This window comes from Micromonospora sp. NPDC005205, from assembly GCF_040608275.1.
GTDB lineage: Bacteria > Actinomycetota > Actinomycetes > Mycobacteriales > Micromonosporaceae > Micromonospora.
This window is the reverse complement of record NZ_JBEXHV010000022.1, coordinates 87,513-112,700: the sequence shown is the minus strand read 5'-3', so window position 1 is coordinate 112,700 and position 25,188 is coordinate 87,513. Positions and strand designations below refer to the sequence as shown.

Genomic DNA, 25,188 nt, shown 5'->3' with positions numbered 1-25,188 from the left:
GTCCACGGCCGGGCTGGCGGCGTGGGCGGCGATCGGGCCGGCGAAGACACCACCGGCGAACGCGAGACCAGCAACAGACAGCATGCTCTTACGCATGATCGTGTTCATGGGGGTAGCTCCTTCGGGGGTAGAACACCCACACCGCCAAAAGGGGGGGGCGGCGGCAGGGTGTGAGCACCTCGTCCGGCGCTGCACTTACAAAGGGGAAAAGTCTGAGGGGTGACGCCTGATCGGGCGTCGGAGTCGGCGGCCTGGCGAGCGTGGGGGCTCGTGGCGCCGGGACCCTGTGTAACGACCGCCGGGCCGGGGTCATTCCGGGGTTGGCCCCTCCATCGGCACCCTCATCGCGGCGGTGCCAGCGGTCGTGGGGGTTGTAACGACCGGGGGGCCGAGGTCATTCCGGAATGGCCCACCTGCCGGCACCCTGTCTAAGCGGTGCCCGTCGGTCGTCCGTGGGGACTGCAACGACCGGGGGAGGTTCTCATTCCGACCTGCGCGACCAACCTTGGAAGGTCGGCGGCGGGCCGTGGTACTGCCATCGTCAGGGTATGTAACGACCCCGCCCCGGCCATGATTCCGGCCCACGAGTGCCCCCGGCCACACCCCAGACGGCCCAGAAACCGACAAAAACTCCATTGGGCGCGTGGCTCAGGGCAGCAAAATCACCCCTCACCCGCGTGATCCACTCGCGTACGTGGAAGTCGCGCTGTCCCGGCCGCCCGGACACCGCGATATCACAGAACCCGAGTCGATCTAGACCTCTGACGCCGTGCGCCGACCGGCTAGAAGTTCTCAAATCGGTCAAACGCCCACGGAGCGGCCCTGTCCTGGTCATTGGCGGAACTGACGGAAGCCCAGCTCAGGGGCGGGTAAATCGGTTGAGATGACGGGGTGCTGCCGGCAGGCTGAGGTCTCCGCCACCCACGTCCCGGAGGACTTTCCATGCGCCTGCTCCGTGATCTGTGGGGTACGTCGACCCGTCGTGTGACGATCGTGGCCGTCCTGATCGTGCTGGGTGCCGCGGGGCAGGCGGGCGCGTCTGCGCTGGCCGGCGCGGTGCTGGTGCACCGTTCGGCTGGTTTCTTCGCCGTGCTGGCCGTGGCCCTTGTCGCTGTGGTCCTCAGCGACCTCGCGGTGAGTCTGCTGATGGCCGGTCTGACCGCCGACTGGTCCGCCGACGTGCGTCGCCGGCTGTGCCGCGTCGCTCTCGGGCAGGATCTGCCCACCCTGGAGACCACTCCGGTCGGCGAGTTGCTGGACCGCATCGACGGGGACGTCTATCAGGTGGCGTCGGCAATTCGTAACCAGGGCACCCGTCTCGCCCAGGGCCTCTGCGTCGGTCTGTTGTCGATGGTCGTTGCGCTGTTCGTGTGGTGGCCGGCGGGGATCGCGATGCTGCTGCTCACCGTGGCGCTCGCGGTTGGTCTGCGCCGGCCCACGGCGCGGATCGGCCCGGCCCGGATGGCCGAGGAGGAGGCGTGGTCCGACCTGGCGGCCGTGATGGAGGAGGCGGTGCACGGCCAGGACGACGTACGCACCAGTCTGGCGCGGCCGTACGTGCTGCGGTTGTACGCCCGGCGGGCCTCCGCCGTGCTCTCCCGTGGCCTGGTGGTCTGGGTGCTGTCCGCCCGGGTGGCGACGGTGGCCACCGCGACGATCCGGGCGGGCATCGGCGCGGTGGTGCTCGGCGGTGCCTGGGCGTTGGCCACCGGCCGGATCGACGCCGCCCGGCTCACCGCCATCTGGCTGCTCGCCCTGGCCTTCGGGGCGACAGCGGAACACGTCAGCCGGATGGTGCCGGAGATCCAGGAGGCGCTCGGCGCGTGGGCGCGGGTGCAGTTGCTCTCCAAGGCCCGGCAGGAACCGGTCGGCGGGGCCAGCCCGAGCGAGGGCGACCTGCGCATTCGGGACCTGACGTTCGGGTACGGGGAGAGTGCCCGGGGTGCCGCGCTGCGCGGGCTCAGCCTCACCTTCGCGCGCGGTCGCTCGTACGCGCTGATCGGGCGGACCGGCTCGGGCAAGTCGACGCTGGCGAAGGTGCTCACCCGGGCGGTCGACGTGCCGCCGGGCACTGTCTTCCTCGGCGGCACCGACCTGTGTGACCTCGACGTCGAGCAGTTGCGCCGCTGGGTGGCGTTGGTGCCGCAGCGCACCGAGATCCTGGCCGGCACGCTCGCCGAGAACGTGGCGCTCTTCGACGGGGAGTTGCTCGACGCGGCGGCTCGGGCGCTGGACGAGCTGGGCCTGGCGAGTTGGATCGCCGAGCTTCCGGACGGGTTGGCGACCCGGCTGGGGGAGGGCGGGCACGTGCTCTCCGCGGGTCAGGAGCAGTTGGTGGCGTTCGCTCGGATCCTGGTCCGGGAGCCGCACGTGGTGATCCTCGACGAGGCCACCGCGCGGCTGGACCCGGTCACCGAGGCGCGGGTGCAGCGGGCCACCGAACGACTGCTGCGCGACCGGATCGGCATCGTCATCGCGCACCGACTCTCCTCGGTGCGCCGCTGTGACGAGGTGGTCGTCCTGGCCGACGGCGCGGTGGTCGAGGCCGGTCCGTTGGAGACGTCGACGCGCTTCGCGGAACTGTTGGCGACCAGCCATGCCGCCGCGTACGCGACGGTGGCGCCGGCCGGTCGTACCGGCGTCGGCACCGACCTGCTGGTCGGCCCCGGCCCGGACGCGTGGCCGAGCGAGCCGGCGCGGGGCGAGCCGGTCGCGGCGAATGAGCAGGCCGTCGCCTGGCCGATCGAGCCGGCGTCGACGCGGGCCGAGCCGGATGAGCAGGCCACACGGGAGACACCCCCCGACAGCACGCGGGACGCGGTCGGGCCGACCCGGGCCGATCCGCCGCCGCTGCCGCCGGTGCCGCCGGCCCGGACGCTGCGGGAGATCTTCCGACTCTGCACGAACGATCCCCGGTACGGGGCGGCGGCGATCGTGCTGTTCCTCGGGCTCAGCCTGCTCGGGCTGGACGGCCCGGTGCTGCCCTGGCTCTGGGCGGATCTGGTCGACGGGACCGGCAACCCGTACCTGCCGGCGGTGGGGATCGTCGCCGGGTTGCTGGTCACCCTGCCGCTGCCGTTCTACACCCACGTCTGGTTCCCGCAGTGGTGGGTGCGGCAGATGCTGCGGATCGGCCTTCGGCTGGTGCACGGCCAGACCGGGCCGCGCCGGGTCAGCTCACACACCCCCGCCGAGGTGGTGGCGCAGGGTGGGGACACCGAGCGGGTGGTCCAACTCGCCGACAACGTGTTGGACCAGACCGTCGCGCTGGTGCTCGTGGTCGCCATGACGGCGGTCACCGGCAGCGTCGTACCCGGGCTGTTCTTCCTCGGGACGATGGTCGTCTCCGGGCTGGCCGCGACGTTGTTCGGGCCGAAGCTGGAGCGTGCGGCCCGGGCGACGGTGGCGGCGCGGGCCTCCTTCGCCACGGCGCTGGTCTCCGCGCTCTCCGCGGCGCGGACGGTGAAGCTCGCCGGCGCGACCACTGCGGTGCTGCGTCACCTGGCCGGCCTGGACGTGCTCCGTAGCGACCGGCAGCGGCGGGAGATCTCGGTGCAGGTGTGGGCACGCTCCACACCGTCGATGGCCAGTGGGTTGTTGCCGATCGGGGCCTGGGCGCTCTACCTGAATGGTTCGCTCTCCGCCGGGGCGGTGCTGGTGGCCGTCTCCACTCTGGGCGCGGCCCGCTGGTTCGCCTGGACGACGGCGTCGTTGATCTCGCAGCTGCCCTCGGCGCGGGTCTGGACCCGACGCACCGTGGCGATGACCGGGGTGAGCACGTACTCCGCGGGGGTGCCGGAGGTCGACCTGACCGCTGGGACGGCGCCCGCGCCGACCATGCCACCCCGGCATCCGCTGCGCCGGCTGGAGCTGCGTGGCTTCGGGGTGGTGCACTCCGACGGCACGGTGGCCGTCCGGGACGTGGACCTCACCGTGCAGCGGGGGCAGTTGGTGCTGGTCGTCGGGCCGGTCGGGTCGGGCAAGTCTTCGTTGCTGCGCGGGCTGGCCGGGATCGTGCACCACACCGGTGAGCTGGCCTGGAACGGTGACCCGGTCACCGAGCCGGAGCTGTTCCTGCGCCCCAACCAGGTCGGCTACGTCGGTCAGTTGCCCCGGGTGCTCTCCGGCACGGTGGTCGACAACATCGCGCTCGGGCACCAGGTGGACGCGGCGGGGGCGGTCAGCACCGCCCAGCTCGACCATGACCTGGCCGCCGCCGGTGGTGGGTTGGGCCTGCTCATCGGGCACAAGGGCACCCGGCTGTCCGGCGGGCAGTTGCAGCGGTTGGCGCTGGCCCGTGCGCTGGCACCGCGTACCGAACTGCTTGTCGCCGACGACGTGTCGTCGGCGCTGGACGTCACCACCGAGCTGGCGTTATGGCAGGCGTTGCGCGGCCACGGGGTGACGGTCGTCGGCTCGACGGCGAAGCGCGCCGCGTTGGTCCGGGCCGACCACGTGGTGGTGCTGATCGGCGGCACGGTGGCCGCCCAGGGCACCTGGCAGGACCTGGAGGGCGACTGGTCACACCTGGCGGGTTGAGTGCCGACGGTCGGGCGGCTGCTGGGTGAGCAGCCGCCCGACCGGCAGGATCAGGCGCGGGCGTACTGGGCGGGGCCGGAGTACGCGACGCCGAGCTTCGCGGCCGCCCGGCGCGGCCAGTACGGGTCGCGCAGCAACTCCCGACCCAGCAGCACCAGGTCGGCCTCGCCGCTGGCGACGATCTGCTCGGCGTGCTCGGGCTCCACGATCAGGCCCACCGCGCCGGTCGGCACGCCGGCCTCGCGGCGGATCTGGGCGGCCAGCGGCACCTGGTAACCCGGGCCGAGCGGAATGCGCTGGTCCGTGCTCACCCCACCGGAGGACGCGTCGACCAGGTCGACGCCGACGCCGGCCAGCTCACCGGCGAGCACCACGCTGTCCTCGATCGTCCAGCCGCCCTCGACCCAGTCGGTGGCGGAGATCCGGGTCAGCACCGGCACGTCCTCGCCGACAGCGGCGCGCACCGCGCGGGCCACCTCCAGGGTGAGCCGCATCCGGGCCGCGCGGTCGCCGCCGTACGCGTCGGTGCGGCGGTTGGTCAGCGGCGAGAGGAACTCGTTGAGCAGGTAGCCGTGAGCGGCGTGGATCTCCACGGCGGCGAAGCCGGCGTCCAGGGCGCGTACGGCTCCGGCCGCGAACGCGTCGACCACACCGGCGATGCCGGCCTCGTCGAGGCTGGTCGGCGTCCGGTAGTCGGCGGTGAACGGCTCCGAGCCGGGGGCGACGGGCGTCCAGCCGCCCTCGGAGTCCGGCACGCCACCGCGCTCGGGCGCCCAGGGCCGGTAGGTGGAGGCCTTGAAGCCGGCGTGCGCGAGCTGCACGGCCGGCACCGCGCCATGGGCGGCGACGAACGCGGTCACCGGTCGCCAGGCGTCGACGTGCGCATCGGACCAGAGGCCGGTGTCCTGTGGGCTGATCCGGCCCTCGGGGAGTACGGCGGTCGCCTCGGTCAGCACCAGGCCGGCCCCGCCGACCGCGCGGCTGCCGAGGTGGATCAGGTGCCAGTCGGTGGGCAGACCGTCGGGGCCGGCGGAGTACTGGCACATCGGTGCCATGGCGATCCGGTTGGGCAGTGTGACCCCGCGCAGGGCCAGGGGAGTGAACAGGGAACTCATGTTGTCATCCTCTCCGACACGGCGACGGGCCCCCGGGGAGAGGGGCCCGTCGCCGTAGGGGTTGATCGGTCAGGCAGGAACGGGGGTGAGCTCGGGCCGGGTGTCGGCGACCGGCTCCGGGTCGGTCAGGTCACGCCGGCCGGCGGACTCGTACGCGGCGCGGTCGAGAGTGCCCTCGCGGGCGGCGACCACTGTCGGCACCAGCGCCTGCCCCGCGACGTTGGTGGCGGTGCGGATCATGTCCAGGATCGGGTCGATGGCCAGCAGCAGACCGGCGCCGGCCAGCGGCAGGCCCAGCGTGCTGAGGGTCAGGGTGAGCATCACGATCGCGCCGGTCAGGCCGGCGGTGGCCGCCGAGCCGACCACCGAGACGAAGGCGATCAGCAGGTAGTCGCCGATGCCGAGCTGCACGCCGAACACCTGAGCCACGAAGATCGCGGCGAGGGCCGGGTAGATGGCGGCGCAACCGTCCATCTTCGTGGTCGCGCCGAAGGGCACCGCGAACGAGGCGTACTCGCGGGGGACGCCGAGGCGCTCGACGGAGCGCTGGGTCACCGGCATGGTGCCGACCGAGGAGCGGGACACGAAGGCCAGCTCGATCGCCGGCCACGCGCCGGCGAAGAAGCGCAGCGGGTTGAGGCGGCCGGCGAGGATCAGCACCAGCGGGTAGACCACGAACAGCACGATGGCGCAGCCGACGTAGACGGCAGTGGTGAACTTCGCGAGGGGAGCCAGCAGGTCCCAGCCGTACGAGGCGACGGCGTTGCCGATCAGGCCGAGGGTGCCGATCGGGGCGAGCCGGATGACCCACCAGAGCGCCTTCTGGACGATCTCCAGCAGGGAGCGGTTCAGCGCCACGAACGGTTCGGCGGGCTCGCCGACCAGCAGCGCCGCGGCGCCGATGACGACGGCGAGGAAGACGATCTGGAGGACGTTGCCCTCGACGAACGCGCCGACCGGGTTGGTGGGCACGATGCCGGTGAGGAAGTCGGTCCACGAGCCGGTGTTCTTCGGCGCGGCCGCGCCACCCAGGTCGAGGGTCACGCCCCTGCCCGGGTTGGTGAGCAGGCCGAGGCCGATGCCGATGCTCACCGCGATCAGCGCGGTGATGCCGAACCACATGAGGGTCTTGACGGCGAGCCGGGCGGCGTTGGCGACGCCACGCAGGCTGACCACGCTGACCACGATGGCGGTGAAGACCAGCGGCGGCACGGCCAGCTTGAGCAGTTGGACGAAGAGGCTACCGACGGTGTGCAGGGTGCTGGTCAACCAGCTCAGGTCGTTGCTGCGGGCAAGGAAGCCCAGCGCGACGCCGAGCACGAGGCCGAGCAGGATCTGCACGGAGAAGGGAATTTTGCGCAGGCTGAAGGGCATGAGGATGTATCCAATTGTCCGGTCCGATCGGGGCAGGCGTGGGAACGCGGCTAGCCCGGACAGATGCCACTGGCCTGCAGTCGGAGATCGACATACAGGCGGACAGTGAGGCCCCAGAGATTGGTCATCGCTGGCCGACGATACGCCGATTCCCGCTCATCGGAAGGACCGGACGGCGTGAGGCTCCTTACAGAGGGCCAGCGCGGTGGCGGTGCCCAGGCCCCACAGCACCGCCAGGGCGAGGATCAGCCGTTCCAGCACCCCCACCACCGGGCCTCGACCGATCACGAGCATCGCCAGCCCCACCGTGGCACAGAGCGGCAGGGCCAGCACGGCGGCGACGCCGGCCAGCCGACGCACCGTCCGGCCCGCCGGCACGGAGACGGCCAGCGCGATCATGGCGAAGACCACAGCGGCGGTCGCCGCGATGCTCGCGCCGCCGTGCACCAGGTCCGCCGTCGTCGCGCGCTCGAACGGCGGCAACGGGCAGCCGCCGGAGCAGGTCACCGCCCCCGACACGGCGGTGAACACGGCCCCGGTGGCGAGCAGGGCCGGGGCCGCCGCCCACACCCCGGGAGGCAGCGCCGCACCGATCAGCAGCAACGCGCCGGCAAGGGCCAGGATCCCGATCCGGTACGTCGCGGCGTGGGCGCTGCCGGCAATGCCCGCCTCGCTGACGTACCCGGTGAGCCCTGGACCGGGACCGGCGACCACGGCGAGCGTCACCGCCACGGCACCGGCCAGGGTGCAGCCGGCCGCCGCGGACCCGGCGACCCGGCGGGCGACCTCGCCGCGGGCGCTCGGCAGGGTCGGGGCGGTCGGCCGACCCTGCTCAGCCACGCCCGTGCGGCGTGCTCCAGCCGGACTCGTCCGGCCCGAGTGGCACGATGCCGCTGGGATTGATCTCCCGATGCGTGCCGTAGTAGTGCCGCTTGATGTGGTCGAAGTCCACCGTCTCGCCGAAACCCGGCGTCTGGAACAGGTCCCGGGCGTACGCCCAGAGCACCGGCATCTCGGTCAGCTTGTCGCGGTTGCACTTGAAGTGCCCGTGGTACGCGGCGTCGAAGCGCACCAGCGTAGTGAACAGCCGTACGTCCGCCTCGGTGATCGCGTCGCCCATCAGGTAGCGCTGCCCGGCCAGCCGCTCGGAGAGCGCGTCCAGCCGGGCGAAGAGCGCCCGGAACGCCTCGTCGTACGCCTGCTGGGAGGTGGCGAACCCGCACCGGTAGACCCCGTTGTTCACATCGGTGTGGATCTCGGCCATCAGCGCGTCCATCTCGGGGCGCAGTGCGACCGGGTAGAGATCCGGGGCGTCGGGCGCGTGCAGCCGCCGCCACTCGGTGGAGAAGTCGAGGGTGAGCTGCGGGTAGTCGTTGGTGACCACCCGGCCGGTCACTGTGTCGACGAGTGCCGGCACTGTCACCCGGCCGGTGTAGTCCGGGTCGGTGGCCAGGTACGCCTCGGAGAGGAAGCTCACGCCGAGCACCGGGTCGAAGCCGTCCGGGTCGAGGGCGAACGCCCAGCCCCGCTCGTCCCGGATCGGGTCGACGGTGCCCAACGAGATCGCGTCGTCCAGCCCGAGCAGGCCACGCACGATCCTCGCCCGGTGCGCCCACGGGCAGGCCCGGCACCAGATCAGCCGGTAACGGCCGGCCTCCAACGGCCAGCGGTCCTGCTCGTCCGGGCCGCCGCCGGGTGGCGAGCTGGAGTCGGCGGTGACCCGACCGGTGAACCGGTTCGGCTGGCGGACGAACGCGCCGCCGCCACTGGTCTCTGCGCTGAACTGGGCCCGGGCCATGCCGTCAACCTATCCGCTGCCGGCGTGGATATCCTGGCGGCCGGCAGCCCTCGTGACCCGGTGGGCGTGCCCCACCCCCGCCGTCTGCACCCCCTAAGGACTCGCGATGACCGTGGCATACCTGGTGGCCGGTGTCCGCACCCCGATCGGTCGGTACGCGGGCGCGCTGGCCGGCGTCCGCCCCGACGACCTGGCCGCGCACGTGATCCGGGAACTGGTCGCCCGCCACCCGTCGGTGGACTGGGCGCGGGTCGATGACGTCGTGCTCGGCTGCGCCAACCAGGCCGGCGAGGACAACCGCAACGTGGCCCGGATGGCGGCGCTGCTGGCCGGCCTGCCCGAGGAGGTGCCGGGCAGCACCGTCAACAGGCTCTGCGGTTCGGGCCTGGACGCGCTCGCCACCGCCGCCCGGTCCATCGTCGCCGGGGACGCGGAGCTGGTGATCGCCGGCGGGGTGGAGAGCATGAGCCGGGCGCCGTTCGTCATGCCGAAGGCGACGTCGGCGTACTCCCGCTCGGCCGAGGTGTACGACACCACCCTCGGCTGGCGGTTGGTGAACCCGCTGATGCGTGACGGGTGGGGGGTCGACTCGATGCCGGAGACGGCGGAGAACGTGGCCGCCGAGTACGGCGTCAGCCGGGCCGAGCAGGACGCCTTCGCGTACCGCTCGCAGCAGCGTGCGGCCAGGGCGCAGGCGGACGGCCGGTTCGCCGAGGAGATCGTGTCGGTGTCGGTGCCGGCGGGTCGTCGGGAGACCAGGCTGGTCGAGGTCGACGAGCACCCCCGGGAGACCTCGCTGGACAAGCTGGCCGCGCTGCCCACCCCGTTCCGCGACGGCGGCACGGTGACCGCCGGCAACTCCTCGGGCGTCAACGACGGCGCTGTCGCCCTGCTGGTGGCCAGCGAGGCGGCGGTCGCCCGGTACGGCCTGACCCCGCTGGCCCGGATCGTCGGCGCGGCGGCGGCTGGTGTGCCGCCCCGGATCATGGGGATCGGCCCGGTGCCGGCCACCCGCAAGCTGCTCGAACGCGTCGGCGTCGAGGTGGGCGCTGTGGACGTGGTGGAGTTGAACGAGGCGTTCGCCGCGCAGTCCGTGGCGGTGTTGCGTGAGCTGGGGTTGCCCGTGGACGCCGAGCACGTCAACCCGAACGGTGGTGCCATCGCGCTGGGGCACCCGCTCGGCGCCAGCGGCGCGCGGCTGGCGCTGACCGCCGCCCTGGAGCTGCGCCGTCGCGGCGGACGCCGGGCTCTGGCCACCATGTGCATCGGCGTTGGTCAAGGCATCTCGCTGTTGCTGGAGTCAGCCGCCTAGAGTGGTCCACACCACACGACCCGCGGGTCGACCGGTGGCCACGCGTGCCCGCTGCGCGCCCCGACGCCGGTGCCGTCCCGCGCCGCGGCGATGAACTGGGGAGCACGCAGATGCCGGACGGACTGCCGACCGAGATCGATCTGACCAGGCCGAGCGCGGCCCGGGTGTACGACTACTTTCTGGGTGGAGCGCACAACTTCGAGATCGACAGGCAGTTGGCGGAGCAGATCGCCAGCATGACCCCGAATCTCGCCGCCACCATGCGCTCCGGTCGGGAGTTCCTGCGCCGGGCCGTCCGGGTGCTGCTCGACGCCGGCATCGACCAGTTCCTCGACATCGGCTCCGGAATTCCCACCGTGGGCAACGTGCACGAGGTGGCGCAGGGGGTGAACCCCAAGGCCCGCGTGGTGTACGTCGACATCGACCCGGTGGCGGTCGCGCACAGCCGGGAGCTGCTGGCTGGCAACGACCTGACCGGGGTCATCCACGCCGACCTGCGTGAGCCGGAGCGGATCCTCGCCGAGACCCGACAGCTCGGGCTGATCGACTTCAGCCGTCCGATGGGCATCCTGCTGGCCGGGGTGGTGCACTTCATCCCGGACGCCGACCGGCCCGAGGCGATCCTCGCCACCCTGCGGGCCGCCGCCGCGCCGGGCAGTTTCCTGGTCGTCTCCCACTCCACCTTCGAGGACCAACCGCAGGAGATGCTGGACGCCCAGCGTCTCTCCGCCCGCACCGCCACCGAGATCACCCTGCGCTCCCGTGCTCAGGTCACCGGCTTCTTCGGCGACTGGACCGTCCTGGAACCGGGTGTGGTGCACATGCCGCTCTGGCGCCCGGACTCACCGTCCGACGTGGACGAGCACCCGGAGCGGTTCGGCGCCTTCGGGGGCGTCGCCCGGTACGACCAGCCCGCCGGCTGATCTCGTGGCTGCCGTCCCGGACCCCGCCGGGGCCGATGCCGGCCGGGACCCCGGCGGGGTCGATGCCGGCCGGGCGGACGCCCAGGGGTTCGCCGCCGACTGGGCCCGCGCGGTGCGTCGGCTCGGTTTCGTGCCGCTCAGCGTGGCCGAGACCGAGCGGCTGCTGCTGGCGCACACGATCCGGCTGGCCCAGGCGGTACGGTCGGAGCCGTTCAGCGCGGAAGCGGCCGAGGAGGTCGGGCGGGCCCTGGTGGAGGCGCACCTCACCGAGCCGCAGGCCCTGGAGTGGACGCTGCACGCGTTCGGCGCGACCTTCGGGCACCGGGTGCTGTGCGACGGTGACCCGCCGGCCGACCTCGCCGACCGGATCGCAGCGGTGCAGGGCGGACTGGCCGCCGGGTTCGCCCGTGCGCTGCGCGACCGCACCTTCAGCCAGCAGGAGCGGATCGCCAGGTCGGCCTGGCAGGCGCGCGACGAGGTCGAGCAGGCGCTGCGCGAGAGCGAGGCACGGTTCCGGGCGGTGTTCACCGGCGCCGCGATCGGGATCGGGATCGCCGGCGTGGACGGTCGGATCATCGACGTCAACCAGGCGTTCGCCGACATGCTCGGCTACTCGATCGAGGAGCTGCGCGAGACCAACGTGACAGGGCTGGTCCACGCCGACGACGCGGCCGGGATGTGGGAGCTCTACCAGGAGATGATCGAGGGGAAGCACGACGCGGCCCGGGTGGAGAAGCGTTACTACCGCAAGGACGGCACGACGGTCTGGACGGATCTGGCCGTCTCGCTGATCCGACACGAGGGTCGGCCCCGATTCACCGTCGCGATGATCGAGGACATCACCGAGCGGTACGAACTCCAGCAGCGGCTGCGCTTCCAGGCGCTGCACGATCCGCTGACCGGGCTGCCCAACCGGACGCTGTTCTTCGAGACGTTGGGACGGGTGCTCGACACCGCGGACGCCGGGCAGCGCGTCGGGGTGTGCTTCCTCGACCTGGACGGCTTCAAGGCGATCAACGACAGTCTCGGCCACGACCTCGGTGACCGGCTGCTCGTGATGATCGGCCGACGGCTGGCCGCCTGCGTGGCCGACCACGGCCACCTGGTCGCCCGGATGGGGGGCGACGAGTTCGTGATCCTCGTCGACGGGGGCGACGACACCGACGACCCGGTCTCCGTGGCGGAAGCGGCGCTGGCCGCCGTCGCGGCCCCGGTCCACGTCGGTGAGCACCAGTTGGCCGTCTCGGCCAGTGTGGGCATCGTCCAGTGCCCGGCCTCGGAGACCAGCGCGTCCGAGCTGATGAAGGCCGCGGACACCACGCTCTACTGGGCCAAGGCGGCGGGCCGGGGCCGGTGGGCGGTCTACGACCCCGAGCGCGGCGCGCGGGACATCGCCCGTGCGGCGTTGGTCGCCGGGCTGCCCGCCGCGCTGGAGCGGGGCGAGTTCGTGCTGCACTACCAGCCGATCGTGTCGCTGCTGGAGGGCACCATGCTCGCGGTGGAGGCGCTGGTCCGTTGGGAGCATCCGGAGTTGGGCCTGATCGGGCCGGACCGGTTCATCGGCCTGGCCGAGGAGACCGGCCTGATCGTCCGGCTCGGCGAGTGGGTGCTGCGGCGGGCCTGCGAGGACGCCGAACGGTGGTGGCGGGAGTTCCCCGACGCCAGGCTGGTGGTCAGCGTCAACCTGGCCGCCCGGCAGGCCGACGAACCGGCCATCGTGGACACCGTCGCCGATGCCCTGCAGACCAGCGGGTTGCCCGCGGAGCTGCTCCAACTGGAGCTGACCGAGAGCGCCGTGATGGGCAGTGCCGGTGAACCCCTGCGCAGCCTGCACCGGCTCGCCGCGCTCGGCGTCCGGCTGGCCGTCGACGACTTCGGCACCGGGTACTCCAACCTGGCGTACCTGCGCCGGTTGCCGATCCACTGCCTCAAGCTCGCCGGTCCGTTCGTGGAGGGCATCCGCGCGGACGGGACCGACGTGGCGGCCGACCACCGCGACGAACGGATCGTCGATGCGTTGGTCCGGTTGGCGCACGCCCTGGAGCTGTGGGTCACGGCCGAGGCGGTGGAGACCGGCGTGCAGGCGGAACGGCTGCGGGCGCTGCGCTGCGACACCGGGCAGGGCCGATTCTTCGGTGCGCCAGCACCGGCCGACGTGATCACCGCCCGGCTGCGCGGCGGAGCGTCGTCGTGAGCGAGCGCAGCGAGCGAACCAGCAAGCTCAGCAGCGTGGCGCGAAGCGACGGCACGCAGCGCAGAGGGGGATCGTTCCGGTCCGGAGGGTGGCGACGGAGGATGGCGGCGTGGACCTGACGGACTCGCAGACGGCGGTAACGGTGGTGGCCGGGCTGGCCATCCTGGCCGGGTTGGCCGGCGTGGTGGTGCCGGGCCTGCCGGCGCTGCCGCTGTGCTGGGGTGGCGTGCTGCTCTGGGCGATCTTCGGCGGCGCGGGCCTGGTCGGCTGGGCGGTGTTCGCCGCCGCCACGCTGGTCGCCGGGGGTGGCGCGGTGATCAAGTACGCGTGGCCGGGCCGGAACCTGAAGCGCACCGGTGTGCCGACGTCCACGCTGCTCGCCGGTGGGGTGCTCGGCATCATCGGGTTCTTCGTGGTGCCGGTCGTCGGCCTGGTGCTCGGCTTTGTCGCCGGGGTGTGGGCGGCCGAACGGCTCCGGCTGGGCAGTAATCAGCTCGCCTGGCCCTCCACCGTGCAGGCACTGAAGGCCGCCGGCCTGTCGATGCTGGTGGAGTTCCTGGCCGGCCTCCTGGTCGCGGCCCTCTGGGTAGCCGGCCTCCTCCTGACCTGACCTGACCCAGCCCGAGCCCCGCGATCTTGCACTTACTGCGCTGACATACGGCGCATCCCGCTGATATCGGCAACTGAAACTGCAAGATCGGCGCGGTGCAGGAGGCGTGACGCGCGGCGAGGGGGAGTGGGGCGCGGGGCACTTTTCGGGTACGGCGGAATGGCCGTACGTGAGAGAGAGGCGTGCCCCGCGCCACCGGGTCGGGCGGTCCGAGCGCCCGGGGTAGGCCCTGTCGGGCCTGGTCACTGGTCCAGGATGCCGGCCGGGGTGGCCGGTCGGCAACGCAATTAGCCCGACGGCGGTGAGATTCCCACCGACTACGTATTGACCGCCTTGATCGGCCGGGACGACACTTTGCCCACTCGCACGCGGAACCACCTCAGGGAGGTGTGCAGTGGCCACGACGCCCGTGCCGACCGCCGAGCAACCGATGGACGACGACGCCCGACGGCTCGCTGAACTCGGCTACAAACAGGAGTTGCGCCGGAAGTGGAGCGGCTTCTCCAACTTCGCCATCTCCTTCTCGATCATCTCGATCCTGGCCGGCTGTTTCACCACCTTCGGCCAGGCGTGGAACAACGGCGGGCCGGTCGCCATCTCCTGGGGCTGGCCGCTGATCTCGCTGTTCATCCTGATCATTGGCTTCTGCATGGCGGAGCTGGTGTCGGCGTATCCGACGGCGGGTGGGATCTACTGGTGGGCTGCCACCATGGGTCGCCCGGTGCACGGCTGGTTCACCGGCTGGCTGAACCTGATCGGCCTGGTGGCCGTCACGGCCTCGGTGGACTACGGCTGTGCGACGTTCCTCAACCTCACCCTGTCGGCGCTCTTCGACGGCTGGGCCGGGACGCTGCGTCAGGCGTTCGTCCTCTTCGTGATCATCCTGGTGCTGCACGGGCTGATCAACATCTTCGGGCACCGGATCATCGACGTACTCCAGAACGTCTCGGTCTGGTGGCACGTGGCCGGCGCGGCCGTCGTGGTGGCCATCCTGGTCTTCGTGCCCGACAACCACCAGAGCTTCCAGTTCGTGTTCACCGAGCGGTTCAACAACTCCGGGTTCGGCGACGGGGACATCGGTGGGCTGACGTTCTGGTTCTACGTGCTGCCGCTGGGCTTCCTGTTGACCCAGTACACGATCACCGGCTTCGACGCCTGCGCGCACGTCTCCGAGGAGACCCGGGGCGCCTCACAGGCCGCGGCCCGTGGGCTCTGGCAGTCGATCTTCTACTCGGCGGTCGGTGGCTGGATCCTGCTGCTGGCGTTCCTCTTCGCGGCCACCGACGTCGAGGCGATCAACGCCGCGGGCGGTTTCTCCGGCGCCATCTTCGAGTCGGCGCTGACCCCGGTCTTCTTCAAGATCGTCATCATCATCTCGACCATCGGGCAGTTCTTCTGCGGCATGAGCTGCGTGACCTCGATGAGCCGGATGGCGTACGCGTTCAGCCGGGATCGTGCCGTACCCGGATGGCGGCTGTGGTCGACAGTCGACCGCAACGGCACCCCGGTAAAGGCGATCATCGGCGCCACCCTTGCCGGCCTGGTGCTGACCCTGCCGGCGCTGTACGAGAGCTCCGCCGGTATCCCGATCGCCTTCTACGCCGTCGTCTCCGTCGCGGTGCTCGGGCTCTACCTGTCGTTCCTCATCCCGATCGCGCTCCGCCTGCGGATGGGCGACCGGTTCGTCCCCGGGCCGTGGACGCTGGGCCGCAAGTACAAGCTGTTCGGCTGGATCGCGGTGATCGAGATCGCGATCATCGCCGTCTACTTCGTGCTGCCGATCGTGCCCGCCGGGGTGCCCGGCAACGACGGGTTCACCTGGTCGGCGGTGAACTACGCGCCGCTCGCCGTCGGCGGGGTGCTGCTCGTGGTCGCCGTCTGGTGGTACGCCTCGGCCCGCAAGTGGTTCACCGGCCCGGTTCGTACCGTCGAGGAATCCGCGAGGGCGGCCGACCCGGCACCGGCCGACGGCCCGGTCTGATCGGCACCTGGCGGGACGGACGGTGCTGCCGTCCCGCCGGGTTTGCGGCCCTTGCCACCGGGGGCATTGACGGTGATCCGGTTTGCCAGTAGACCTTGGTGATGGAGGCCCGCGAATGAGGAAAGCACCGCTCACGCTGGAACAACTGCGGGTCGCCGTCGCCGAGGGCGAGATCGACACCGTGGTGCTGGCCCTCGTCGACATGCAGGGCCGGTTGCAGGGCAAGCGGTTCCACGCGCCCTTCTTCCTCGACCAGGTGGTGGAGGGCGGCAGCGAGGGCTGCAACTACCTGCTCGCCGTGGACGTCGACATGAACACCGTCGACGGGTACGCCATGTCGAGCTGGGAACGCGGCTACGGCGACTTCGCGATGGTTCCGGACTTCGCCACGTTGCGCCGGGTGCCCTGGCAGCCTGGCTCCGCACTGCTGCTGGCCGACCTGACCTGGCTCGACGGCTCGGGTGACGTGGTCGCCTCGCCCCGGCAGATCCTGCGCCGGCAGCTGGACCGGCTGGCCGAGCACGGGCTGACCGCGTACGCCGGCACCGAGTTGGAGTTCGTGCTGTTCCGCGACTCGTACGAGGACGCCTGGCAGCGCGGTTACCGCGACCTCACCCCGGCCAACCAGTACAACGTCGACTACTCGCTGCTCGGCACCGCCCGGGTGGAGCCGCTGCTGCGCCGCATCCGGGTCGAGATGGCCGGCGCGGGGCTCACCCCGGAGAGCGCCAAGGGCGAGTGCAACCTCGGGCAACACGAGATCGCCTTCCGGTACGACGAGGCGGTGGCCTGCGCTGACCACCACGTCATCTACAAGAACGGCGCCAAGGAGATCGCCGCCCAGGAGGGGATGGCGATCACCTTCATGGCCAAGCCGAACGAGCGGGAGGGCAACTCCTGCCACATCCACTTCTCGCTCCGGGACTCCTCCGGCTCGTCGGCGATGCTCGGCGACGGACCGGCGCACCTGTCGCAGACCGGGCAGCGGGTGCTCGCCGGGCTGCTGGCCACCATGCGCGAGTTCAGCCTGCTCTTCGCCCCGAACATCAACTCGTACAAGCGCTACCAGCCGGGATCGTTCGCCCCGACCGCGCTGCGCTGGGGTGTCGACAACCGCACCTGCGCGCTGCGGGTGGTCGGGCACGGGCAGGGCATGCGCGTGGAGAACCGGGTGCCCGGCGCTGACGTCAACCCGTACCTGGCGATCGCCGGGCTGGTCGCGGGGGCGCTGCACGGCATCGACGGCGAGCTGGAGCTGGGTGCGGAGTGCACAGGCAACGCGTACGACGACCCGGAGGCCGAGCGCGTCCCCGGCACGTTGCGCGACGCTCTCGCCCTGTGGGAGGAGTCGACGGTGGCCCGCGAGGCGTTCGGCGCGGAGGTGGTGGCCCACTACGCCAACCAGGCGCGGGTCGAGCTGGCCGCCTTCGACGCCGCTGTGACGGACTGGGAGCTCAAGCGTGGCTTCGAACGCCTCTGACCGCCGCCACACCGCGTCGATCATGGACTTGTGGTGGGCGGAAGGCCCCCTGGGGCGGCTTTTGTGGGGCACCACAACTCCATGATCGACTGGGATGACGAGGGGTAGCGGTGTGACGGTTTTGGTGGATCCGGCGCGTGGGGTCGGGTTTCGGGAGGTTGCGGCGACCTCTGTGGAGGACGTGGACGCCGCCATCGCAACGGCGGCTGCCGCATTTACGACCTGGCGGCGGGTGGGGGCGGGGGACCGGGCGCGGTTGCTGCGGCGGTTCGCCGCAGTGGTCGACGCGCATCTGGACGAGTTGGCAGTGTTGGAGGTGCGCAACTCCGGGCACACCGTCGGCAACGCCCGGTGGGAGGCGGGCAACGTCCGCGACGTCCTGGACTACTACGCCGGCGCGCCCGAGCGGTTGAGCGGGCGGCAGATCCCGGTGCCCGGCGGGTTGGACGTCACCTTCCACGAGCCACTCGGTGTGGTCGGCGTGATCGTGCCCTGGAACTTCCCGATGCCGATCGCCGCCTGGGGGTTCGCCCCGGCGCTCGCCGCCGGCAACACAGTGGTGCTCAAGCCCGCCGAGTTGACCCCGCTCACCGCGCTGCGCCTGGCCGAGCTGGCCCGCGAGGCCGGCCTGCCCGACGGCGTCTTCACCGTCGTCCCGGGCGAGGGCTCGGTGGTGGGGGAGCGGTTCGTCACCCACCCGGCGGTCCGCAAGATCTGCTTCACCGGCTCCACCGAGGTCGGCACCCGGATCATGGCCGGCTGCGCCGCCCAGGTGAAGCGACTCACCCTGGAGCTGGGCGGCAAGAGCGCGAACATCGTGTTCGCCGACGCCGACCTGGAGCGCGCAGCCGCGACCGCGCCGGGCGCGGTCTTCGACAACGCCGGCCAGGACTGCTGCGCACGGTCGCGGATCCTGGTCCAGCGTTCGGTGTACGACAGGTTCCTGGAACTGCTCGAACCGGCGGTACGCGCGGTGCGCGTCGAGGATCCGTCCCGCGACACCGCCGAGATGGGCCCGCTGATCTCCGCCGCCCAACGGGACCGGGTCGCCGGCTACCTCGACGGGGCGAAGGTCGCCTTCACGGGCTCCTGCCCGGACGGCCCCGGGTTCTGGCACGCGCCAACAGTGCTGCTGGCCGACTCACCGGCCGACCGGCACTGGCGGGAGGAGATCTTCGGCCCGGTGGTCTCGGTGCTGCCGTTCGACGACGAGGCGGACGCGATCCGGCTCGCCAACGACACCGAGTACGGGCTCTCCGGCTCGGTCTGGACCCGGGACGTGGGTCGGGCCCTGCGCCTGGCCCGCGCCGTCGACGCGGGCAACCTGAGCGTCAACTCGCACTCCTCGGTGCGCTACTGGACCCCGTTCGGCGGGATGAAGCGCTCCGGGCTCGGCCGTGAGCTGGGCCCGGACGCGCTGCTGTCCTTCACGGACGTCAAGAACGTGTTCATCGCGACGGAGGAGTGACGCCAGTGCAGGGTCGGTTGCAGGACCGGGTGGCCGTGGTCACCGGAGCGGGCAGCGGCATCGGGTTGGCCACAGTGCGGCGGTTCGCCGCCGAGGGGGCCCGGGTGGTCTGCGTGGACATCGACGTGGCCGCCGGTACGAAGGCCGCCGAGGAGTGCGGCGGCGAGTTCGTGGCCACCGACGTGGCCGACGAGTCGGCGGTGCGCGACCTGTTCGACGGGGTGGCCGACCGACACGGCCGGGTGGACATCGCGTTCAACAACGCCGGCATCTCGCCGCCCGACGATGACTCCATCCTGGACACCGGCCTGGACGCGTGGGAGCGGGTGCTGCGGGTCAACACCACGAGCGTCTACCTGTGCTGCAAGTACGCCATCCCGCACATGCGTCGGCAGGGCAAGGGCTCGATCATCAACACGGCCTCGTTCGTGGCGTTGATGGGTGCGGCCACGTCGCAGATCGCGTACACCGCGAGCAAGGGCGGGGTGCTGGCGATGACCCGGGAGTTGGGTGTGCAGTTCGCCCGTGAGGGCATTCGGGTCAACGCCCTCTGTCCCGGCCCGGTGGCCACCCCGTTGCTGCTGGAACTCTTCGCCGCCGATCCGGAGCGCGCGGCCCGCCGGCTGGTGCACGTGCCGATGGGACGCTTCGGGCAGCCGGAGGAGATCGCCGCCGCGGTGGCGTTCCTGGCCAGCGACGACGCCTCGTTCATGACCGCCGCGCAGTTCGTGGTCGACGGCGGCATCACGGGCGCGTACGTCACGCCGCTGTGAGCGCGGGGAGTGAGCCGGGTCTGCGAGCCCCGCAGTCGCGAACCCGGCCAGCCCGACGCCCGCTGATCGGGGTCAGCGCGTACGTCGAACCCGCCGACTGGGCCGTCTGGCGGGGTGTGCGGGCGGTGCTGGTGCCGGAGGCGTACACGCGGGCGGTGGCGGCTGCGGGCGGCCGGGCGGTGGTGCTGCCGCCGGACGACGTGGACGCCGACGTGGTGGCTGTCCTCGACGGGTTGCTGTTGGCCGGTGGTGCGGACGTCGGCTCGGGGCGGTACGGCCAGCCGCCCGACCCCCGTACCGAGGACCGGCCGGACCGGGACGCCGGCGAGTTGACACTGTTGGCCGCCGCGCTCGCCGCCGAGGTGCCGGTGCTGGGCGTGTGTCGGGGGATGCAGTTGCTGGCGGTGGCGTACGGCGGCACCCTGCACCAGCACCTGCCCGACGTGGTGGGTCACGAGGCGCACCGCCCGGCACCCGGGGTGTACGGCGCGCACGCGGTGCGGTTCGCGCCGGGGAGCCTGGCCGCGTCGGTGCTGGCCGGGGTCGACCAGGTCAACTCGTACCACCACCAGGCGGTAGCCGATCCGGGCCGGCTCACGGTGACCGGTTGGGCGGAGGACGGCGTGGTCGAGGCGGTGGAGGACCCGGCCCTGCCGTTCGTGCTCGGGGTGCAGTGGCATCCGGAGAACGAGTTGGACGCCGCCCCGATCCCGGCGTTGGTGCGGGCGGCCGGCCGGCGGGTGTGACTGAGATCGCCCCCGCCCGTCGATGGCCCCGGTGGGAGGATCGACGCATGGGCAAGGTCTATCCGGAGATCGACTCTCGACTACGTGACTTCATCGTGGCCCAACCGCTCTTCTTCGTGGCGACCGCCCCGTCCGGGGTCGAGGGGCACGTCAACGTGTCACCGAAGGGCATGCGGGGCACCTTCGTGATCCTCGGCCCGCACCGGGTGGCCTACCTCGACTATCACGGCAGTGGGGCGGAGACCATCGCCCACCTGCGGGACAACGGCCGGATCACGCTGATGTTCTGTGCCTTCGACGGCCCGCCGAAGATCGTCCGGTTGCATGGTCGGGGCAGCAGCGTCGCGGTCACCGAAGACGCCTTCGCCGATCGGCTCGCCGAGTTTCCCGCACCGCCGGATGTCCACGCCGTCCGGGCGGTCATCACCGTCGAGGTGGAGCGGGTCAGTGACTCCTGCGGATACGCGGTGCCTCTGATGGACTTCCGGGCCGAACGCGATCTGTTACTCACCTCACACTCCCGCCGCAGTGCCGATGATCTGGTCGCCTACCGGGCCACCAAAAATGCGGCAAGCATCGACGGACTTCCGGTCTTCTGACTCGTCAGAGCACTTCGGCCGCCGTCGTTCGACGCCGCCGGCCACCCGCACTGTCCGGTGCCCGACGGCCCAGGCGTACGTAACCAGCGTCCATCGCCCGTGATGCGTTACGTTGCTGGTCCGCTGGGGTACAAGTCGAGGCACAGCGGGTGAAGATCAACGGTCGAGGGGTACGGCCGGGGCGGGGAGGCTGCATGAGCTCGGCCCAGGGGGGCGCGGACATCGGGCATCCGGCCCTGTCCGGTCGCGAGACCCCGCCGATGCTGGCGGCCGCGTTCGCGGCCGGCGGCGAGATGGGCGAGCGGTTGGCCTCCTTCGACTGGTCCTCCGGCCCCCTGGGCGGGCCCGCTCAGTGGCCCCCGGCGCTCTCCAACGCCGTCGGGATGATGCTCGCCTCCAGCGCGCCGATCGTCATGTTCTGGGGCGACGAGCAGTTGGTCTTCTACAACGACGCCTACCGGCCGACCATCGGCGGCAAACACCCGGACGTGATCGGCCAACCGGCCCGCGCGAACTGGGCGGAGACCTGGGCGGTGCTCGGCCCCCTGCTCGACGACGTCCGGAGCACCGGCCGCTCCTACCGGGGCGAGGACCACCCTTTTCTGCTGGACCGGTACGGCTTCGTCGAGCAGACCTACTTCAACGTCTCGTACGACCCGATCCGCGGTGACGACGGCTCGGTCAGTGGCGTCTACTGCATCGTCAGCGAGACCACCGGGCGGGTGCTCGGCGAGCGTCGACTGCGCACGCTGGCCGAACTGGGTGCCGAGCTGAGCGACATCGGCAACGCCACGGAGCTGGGCCGGACCGCCGCCGAGGTGCTCGGCCGGCACCGGGCCGACGTGCCGTTCGCCCTGATCTATCTGGCAGACGACAGCGACCAGCTCACCCTGGCCGGTTCCACCGGCACCACCCCGCCCGCCGCCGATGTCACGGCGCACCTGTTGGCCCGGCTCAGCGCCGATGACGCGCCCGCCACGATCGAGGTCACCGCGCTGCTCGACGCGCTGCCGGTCGACGCCGCGGACCAGGCCCTCGTGTTGCCGCTCACGGCGACCAACCAGACGGTCGGCGCGCTGGTCGTCGGTGTGGCCCGCCAGTTGCCGCTCGGCGACGACTACCGCGACTTCCTCGACCTGGTCGCCGCCCAGATCTCCCGGGCGGTCGACACCCAGCGGGCGTACGAGCAGGAACGGGCCCGCGCCGCCGAACTGGCAGCGCTGGACCGGGCGAAGACCAACTTCTTCGCCAACGTCAGCCACGAGTTCCGCACCCCACTGACCCTGGTGCTCGGCCCGCTGGAGGACATGCTGGCCGATCCGGCGCTGCCCCCCACCGACACCGACCGGCTCACCATGATGCACCGCAACGCGCTGCGCCTGCTCAAGCTGGTCAACACGGTGCTGGACTTCTCCCGGCTGGAGTCCGGTCGGCTCGCCGCCCGCTACCAGCCCACCGACCTCGCCGATTACACCGCCCGGCTGGCCAGCACCTTCCGCTCGGCCACCGACCGGGCCGGGTTGCGACTGGTGGTGGACTGTCCGCCGCTGCCGATGCCGGTCCACGTCGACCGGGACATGTGGGAGAAGGTCGTCCTCAACCTGGTGTCGAACGCTGTCAAGTTCACCTTCGACGGCGAGATCCGGGTGCGGGTCCGGGCCGTGGAGGGCGCGGCCCGGCTGGAGGTGACGGACACCGGCATCGGGATCGTGACGGACGAGCTGCCGCACGTCTTCGAACGGTTCCACCGGGTTCCCGGGGCGCGGGCACGTACCCACGAAGGCACCGGCATCGGCCTCGCGCTGGTCCGGGAACTGGTCGAGATGCACGGCGGCGAGGTCGGGTTGACGAGCCAGGTCGACGCGGGCAGCACCTTCACGGTGACCGTTCCGTTCGGCTCTGCGCACCTGCCGGCGGACCAGGTGGCGGCGTTCGACCCGCTGCCGGTGGGTGAGCCCCAGCAGGCCCGGCTCTTCGTCGCGGAGACCGCGCTGTGGGCCGGCGTCGCGTCGACACCGGACCTCGACCAGCAGCCGTCGGAGGGCGTCTCGGCCGGCCGGATCCTGGTCGTCGACGACAACGCCGACCTCCAGGAGCACGTCAGCCGGCTGCTCTCCCCGACCTGGGACGTGGTCACCGCGAACGACGGGCTCGACGCCCTGCCGCTGGCCCGCGAGGGTGGGTTCGACCTGGTGCTCACCGACGTGATGATGCCCCGGCTGGACGGGTTCGGGCTGGTGAGCGCGCTGCGCGCGGACCCGCGTACCCGGCATGTGCCGATCGTGCTGCTCTCCGCCCGCGCCGGCTCCGCGGAGGAGGTCGCCGGTCTCGCCGTCGGCGCCGACGACTACCTCACCAAGCCGTTCTCCGCGCAGGAACTGGTCGCCCGGGTCCGGGCCAACGTCGAGCTGGGCCAGCTGCGCGGGCAGATCATCCGCCGGCTCCGCGCGCTGGCCGACGCAGCGGTGGCGGTGAACTCCGCCCGATCCACAGCCGACGTGCTCCAGGTCGCCGCCCGGCACGCGTTGAGCCTCGCCGAGGCGGCCCGGGTGGTCGTCTCCGCGGCCGAGGCGCGCTTCGAGGCGGACGGCGGCGGCACCACCGCCACCGACCCGTCGTTCGTGGCCGAGCTGACCGGCACCGCCGGCAAGCAGCTCGGTGAGCTGCGGGTCTGGCGGGCAGCCGGCGACGAGGCGCAGGCCGACGACGCCGCGTTGACCGAGCTGGCCCGGCTCGTCGGGGTGCGACTGGAGAACGCCCAGCTCTACGAAGCCGAACACCGCATCGCCACCACCCTGCAGCACAGCCTGCTGCCCCGGTCGCTGCCCCAACTGCCCGGCGCGGTGATCGCCAGCCGCTACCTGCCCGGCAGCGCCGACGTCGAGGTCGGTGGCGACTGGTACGACGCGATCGCGCTCAACGGCGACGAGCTGGTGCTCGTCATCGGCGATGTGGTCGGTAAGGGCGTGCCGGCCGCCGCGGCGATGGGGCAGCTGCGCAACGCGCTGCGGGCGTACGTGCTGGAGGGCTTCGATCCGGGTGAGTCGCTGACCCGGCTCAACCGGCTGGTCGGCTCCACCGAGGGCCGCTCCTTCGCGACGGTGGTCTGCCTGCTGTTCAACCCCGGCACCGGGCGGCTGCGATACGCGAGCGCCGGTCACCCGTTTCCACTGTTGATCACCGGAGGTGACGTGGCGTTCCTGCACGACCGGGCGCTCGGCCCACCTGTCGGTGCGCTTCCCAACGCGACGTACGAGTCGGTGGAGGGCGAATTGCCGGCCGGCACCCGACTGCTGCTCTACACCGACGGGCTGGTCGAGGACCGTCAGCTCGGCATCGATGCCGCACTGGCCCAGTTGCGCATCGACGCGGCCACCCCGAGCGAGCACGTGGTGGACCTGATCGACGCGGTGGTCGAGCGGGTCACCGGGCGGCCGCGCCGCGACGACGTGGCGGTTCTCGCCCTGGAGGCGGCGGAGCTGAACCGCTTCGCGCTGCGGCTACCGGCGGACCCGACCCGGCTCAGCGTGCTCCGCAAGCGGCTGGAGGATTTCCTCGTCGCGCACTCCGTCGGCGAAACCGACAGGTTCGACCTGACGGTTGCCGTCTCCGAGGCCGCCGCCAACGCCATCGAGCACCCGGTCCACCCCGCCGAGGCCATGATCAGTGTGGAGGTGGCCATCGACGGTCGGACGGTGACGGCCACCGTGCGCGACAGCGGGCAGTGGCGGGAGTCGACCGGTTCCGGCTTCCGGGGCCGCGGACTGGACCTGATCAGAGCGCTGGGTGAACTGTCGGTACGGCGTACCGCCGAGGGCACCGAGGTGACGCTGCGCCGGCAGTTGCAGGACTGACCGCGCGCCCGGCGGCGGCCGGCTGCCTAGGCCGGGTCGAGCCAGCCCTGTTCGCCCAGGCCGGAGATCTCCAGCACCCGACGGACCTGCCGGGACGGGCGGACGCTGAGCCGCCCCGGAAACTCCTGAGCGAGCCGGACCAGGGCGTGGATGGCGGCCGAGTCGAAGAAGGTCACCGCACTCAGGTCGAGAGTGATCTTCCCGGCGGCGGGCTCGCGCCGCGCGGTCTGGAGCATCGTGTCCGCTGTCGCCATGTCGACCTCGCCGGCGACCACGACGTGGAGGTGGTCACCGTCGATTTCTGCGCTGGCGGAGAAGACGGGTGGTGCTCCCCCTTGATCCACGCTGACACCATGGCACAGCCACCCTGGCAGGGCAACAACCTCCACCGGGCGGCCGTGGCGCGGGTCACCAGCGGCCCC

General features: G+C 71.8%; 17 protein-coding genes. 12 read left to right on the top strand and 5 right to left on the bottom strand.

What is annotated here, in order from left to right:
- Positions 1-942 precede the first annotated feature (942 nt).
- Positions 943-4,539 (top strand): ABC transporter ATP-binding protein, encoded by a 3,597-nt coding sequence (locus tag ABZU43_RS28950; RefSeq protein ID WP_355009594.1) that lies wholly within the window; start codon positions 943-945, stop codon positions 4,537-4,539.
- A gap of 50 nt (positions 4,540-4,589) precedes the next feature.
- Here ABZU43_RS28950 and ABZU43_RS28945 read toward each other — a convergent pair whose 3' ends face one another.
- The 4 genes from ABZU43_RS28945 to ABZU43_RS28930 all read right to left on the bottom strand — a co-directional run bounded on the left by ABZU43_RS28945 (position 4,590) and on the right by ABZU43_RS28930 (position 8,826).
- Positions 4,590-5,654, bottom strand: a complete 1,065-nt coding sequence (locus ABZU43_RS28945) for an NADH:flavin oxidoreductase/NADH oxidase (protein WP_355009593.1) — start codon at positions 5,652-5,654, stop codon at positions 4,590-4,592.
- 69 nt (positions 5,655-5,723) lie between these two features.
- The gene (locus ABZU43_RS28940; RefSeq protein ID WP_355009601.1) at positions 5,724-7,016 is read right to left on the bottom strand and encodes a dicarboxylate/amino acid:cation symporter; all 1,293 of its coding nucleotides are present in this window, start codon (positions 7,014-7,016) and stop codon (positions 5,724-5,726) included.
- Positions 7,017-7,184: 168 nt separating this feature from the next.
- A complete protein-coding gene (locus ABZU43_RS28935) occupies positions 7,185-7,868 on the bottom strand; it encodes a DUF998 domain-containing protein (protein WP_355009592.1) in 684 nt (227 codons plus the stop codon).
- Positions 7,861-8,826 (bottom strand): glutathione S-transferase C-terminal domain-containing protein, encoded by a 966-nt coding sequence (locus ABZU43_RS28930; protein ID WP_355009591.1) that lies wholly within the window; start codon positions 8,824-8,826, stop codon positions 7,861-7,863. The genes ABZU43_RS28935 and ABZU43_RS28930 overlap by 8 nt, the downstream gene beginning before the upstream one ends.
- A 106-nt stretch (positions 8,827-8,932) precedes the next feature.
- On the opposite strand from ABZU43_RS28930, the gene pcaF reads away from it, so the two are divergent.
- The 11 genes from pcaF (at position 8,933) to ABZU43_RS28875 (ending at position 24,766) form a co-directional block, all read left to right on the top strand.
- Positions 8,933-10,138 carry a 3-oxoadipyl-CoA thiolase gene (gene pcaF / locus ABZU43_RS28925; RefSeq protein WP_355009590.1) on the top strand — a complete coding sequence of 402 codons (1,206 nt, stop codon included), beginning with the start codon at positions 8,933-8,935 and terminating at the stop codon, positions 10,136-10,138.
- 110 nt (positions 10,139-10,248) lie between these two features.
- Positions 10,249-11,061 (top strand): SAM-dependent methyltransferase, encoded by an 813-nt coding sequence (locus tag ABZU43_RS28920; RefSeq protein WP_355009589.1) that lies wholly within the window; start codon positions 10,249-10,251, stop codon positions 11,059-11,061.
- 4 nt (positions 11,062-11,065) lie between these two features.
- Positions 11,066-13,255, top strand: coding sequence for an EAL domain-containing protein (locus ABZU43_RS28915; RefSeq protein ID WP_355009588.1), 2,190 nt, complete (start codon positions 11,066-11,068; stop codon positions 13,253-13,255).
- A gap of 109 nt (positions 13,256-13,364) precedes the next feature.
- The gene (locus tag ABZU43_RS28910) at positions 13,365-13,865 is read left to right on the top strand and encodes a DUF456 domain-containing protein (protein ID WP_355009587.1); all 501 of its coding nucleotides are present in this window, start codon (positions 13,365-13,367) and stop codon (positions 13,863-13,865) included.
- A gap of 394 nt (positions 13,866-14,259) precedes the next feature.
- Complete coding sequence (locus tag ABZU43_RS28905) at positions 14,260-15,846, top strand: amino acid permease (RefSeq protein ID WP_355009586.1); 1,587 nt, start codon at positions 14,260-14,262, stop codon at positions 15,844-15,846.
- A gap of 115 nt (positions 15,847-15,961) precedes the next feature.
- Positions 15,962-17,326, top strand: coding sequence for a glutamine synthetase family protein (locus tag ABZU43_RS28900; RefSeq protein WP_355009585.1), 1,365 nt, complete (start codon positions 15,962-15,964; stop codon positions 17,324-17,326).
- A gap of 94 nt (positions 17,327-17,420) precedes the next feature.
- Positions 17,421-18,794 (top strand): aldehyde dehydrogenase family protein, encoded by a 1,374-nt coding sequence (locus ABZU43_RS28895; RefSeq protein ID WP_355009584.1) that lies wholly within the window; start codon positions 17,421-17,423, stop codon positions 18,792-18,794.
- A gap of 5 nt (positions 18,795-18,799) precedes the next feature.
- On the top strand, positions 18,800-19,567 hold the full coding sequence (locus ABZU43_RS28890) for a 3-oxoacyl-ACP reductase (RefSeq protein WP_355009583.1): 768 nt from the start codon (positions 18,800-18,802) through the stop codon (positions 19,565-19,567).
- Positions 19,564-20,313, top strand: a complete 750-nt coding sequence (locus ABZU43_RS28885; RefSeq protein ID WP_355009582.1) for a gamma-glutamyl-gamma-aminobutyrate hydrolase family protein — start codon at positions 19,564-19,566, stop codon at positions 20,311-20,313. Before ABZU43_RS28890 ends, ABZU43_RS28885 begins: the two co-directional genes overlap by 4 nt.
- Before the next feature lie 47 nt (positions 20,314-20,360).
- Complete coding sequence (locus ABZU43_RS28880) at positions 20,361-20,912, top strand: pyridoxamine 5'-phosphate oxidase family protein (RefSeq protein ID WP_355009581.1); 552 nt, start codon at positions 20,361-20,363, stop codon at positions 20,910-20,912.
- A 194-nt stretch (positions 20,913-21,106) separates the two neighbouring features.
- Entirely contained in the window at positions 21,107-24,766 is a 3,660-nt protein-coding gene (locus ABZU43_RS28875) for a SpoIIE family protein phosphatase (protein WP_355009580.1), read from the top strand.
- Positions 24,767-24,792: 26 nt separating this feature from the next.
- On the opposite strand, the gene ABZU43_RS28870 is transcribed toward ABZU43_RS28875, so the two are convergent.
- Entirely contained in the window at positions 24,793-25,110 is a 318-nt protein-coding gene (locus tag ABZU43_RS28870) for an STAS domain-containing protein (RefSeq protein ID WP_355009579.1), read from the bottom strand.
- Positions 25,111-25,188: the final 78 nt, after the last annotated feature.

Bases quoted from the DNA above. Each gene is read 5' to 3' on its own strand.
- ABZU43_RS28950 (WP_355009594.1), top strand. From the start codon at position 943: ATGCGCCTGCTCCGTGATCTGTGGGGTACGTCGACCCGTCGTGTGACG.
- ABZU43_RS28945 (WP_355009593.1), bottom strand. From the start codon at position 5,654: ATGAGTTCCCTGTTCACTCCCCTGGCCCTGCGCGGGGTCACACTGCCC.
- ABZU43_RS28930 (WP_355009591.1), bottom strand. From the start codon at position 8,826: ATGGCCCGGGCCCAGTTCAGCGCAGAGACCAGTGGCGGCGGCGCGTTC.
- pcaF (WP_355009590.1), top strand. From the start codon at position 8,933: ATGACCGTGGCATACCTGGTGGCCGGTGTCCGCACCCCGATCGGTCGG.
- ABZU43_RS28920 (WP_355009589.1), top strand. From the start codon at position 10,249: ATGCCGGACGGACTGCCGACCGAGATCGATCTGACCAGGCCGAGCGCG.
- ABZU43_RS28900 (WP_355009585.1), top strand. From the start codon at position 15,962: ATGAGGAAAGCACCGCTCACGCTGGAACAACTGCGGGTCGCCGTCGCC.
- ABZU43_RS28895 (WP_355009584.1), top strand. From the start codon at position 17,421: ATGACGAGGGGTAGCGGTGTGACGGTTTTGGTGGATCCGGCGCGTGGG.
- ABZU43_RS28880 (WP_355009581.1), top strand. From the start codon at position 20,361: ATGGGCAAGGTCTATCCGGAGATCGACTCTCGACTACGTGACTTCATC.
- ABZU43_RS28875 (WP_355009580.1), top strand. From the start codon at position 21,107: ATGAGCTCGGCCCAGGGGGGCGCGGACATCGGGCATCCGGCCCTGTCC.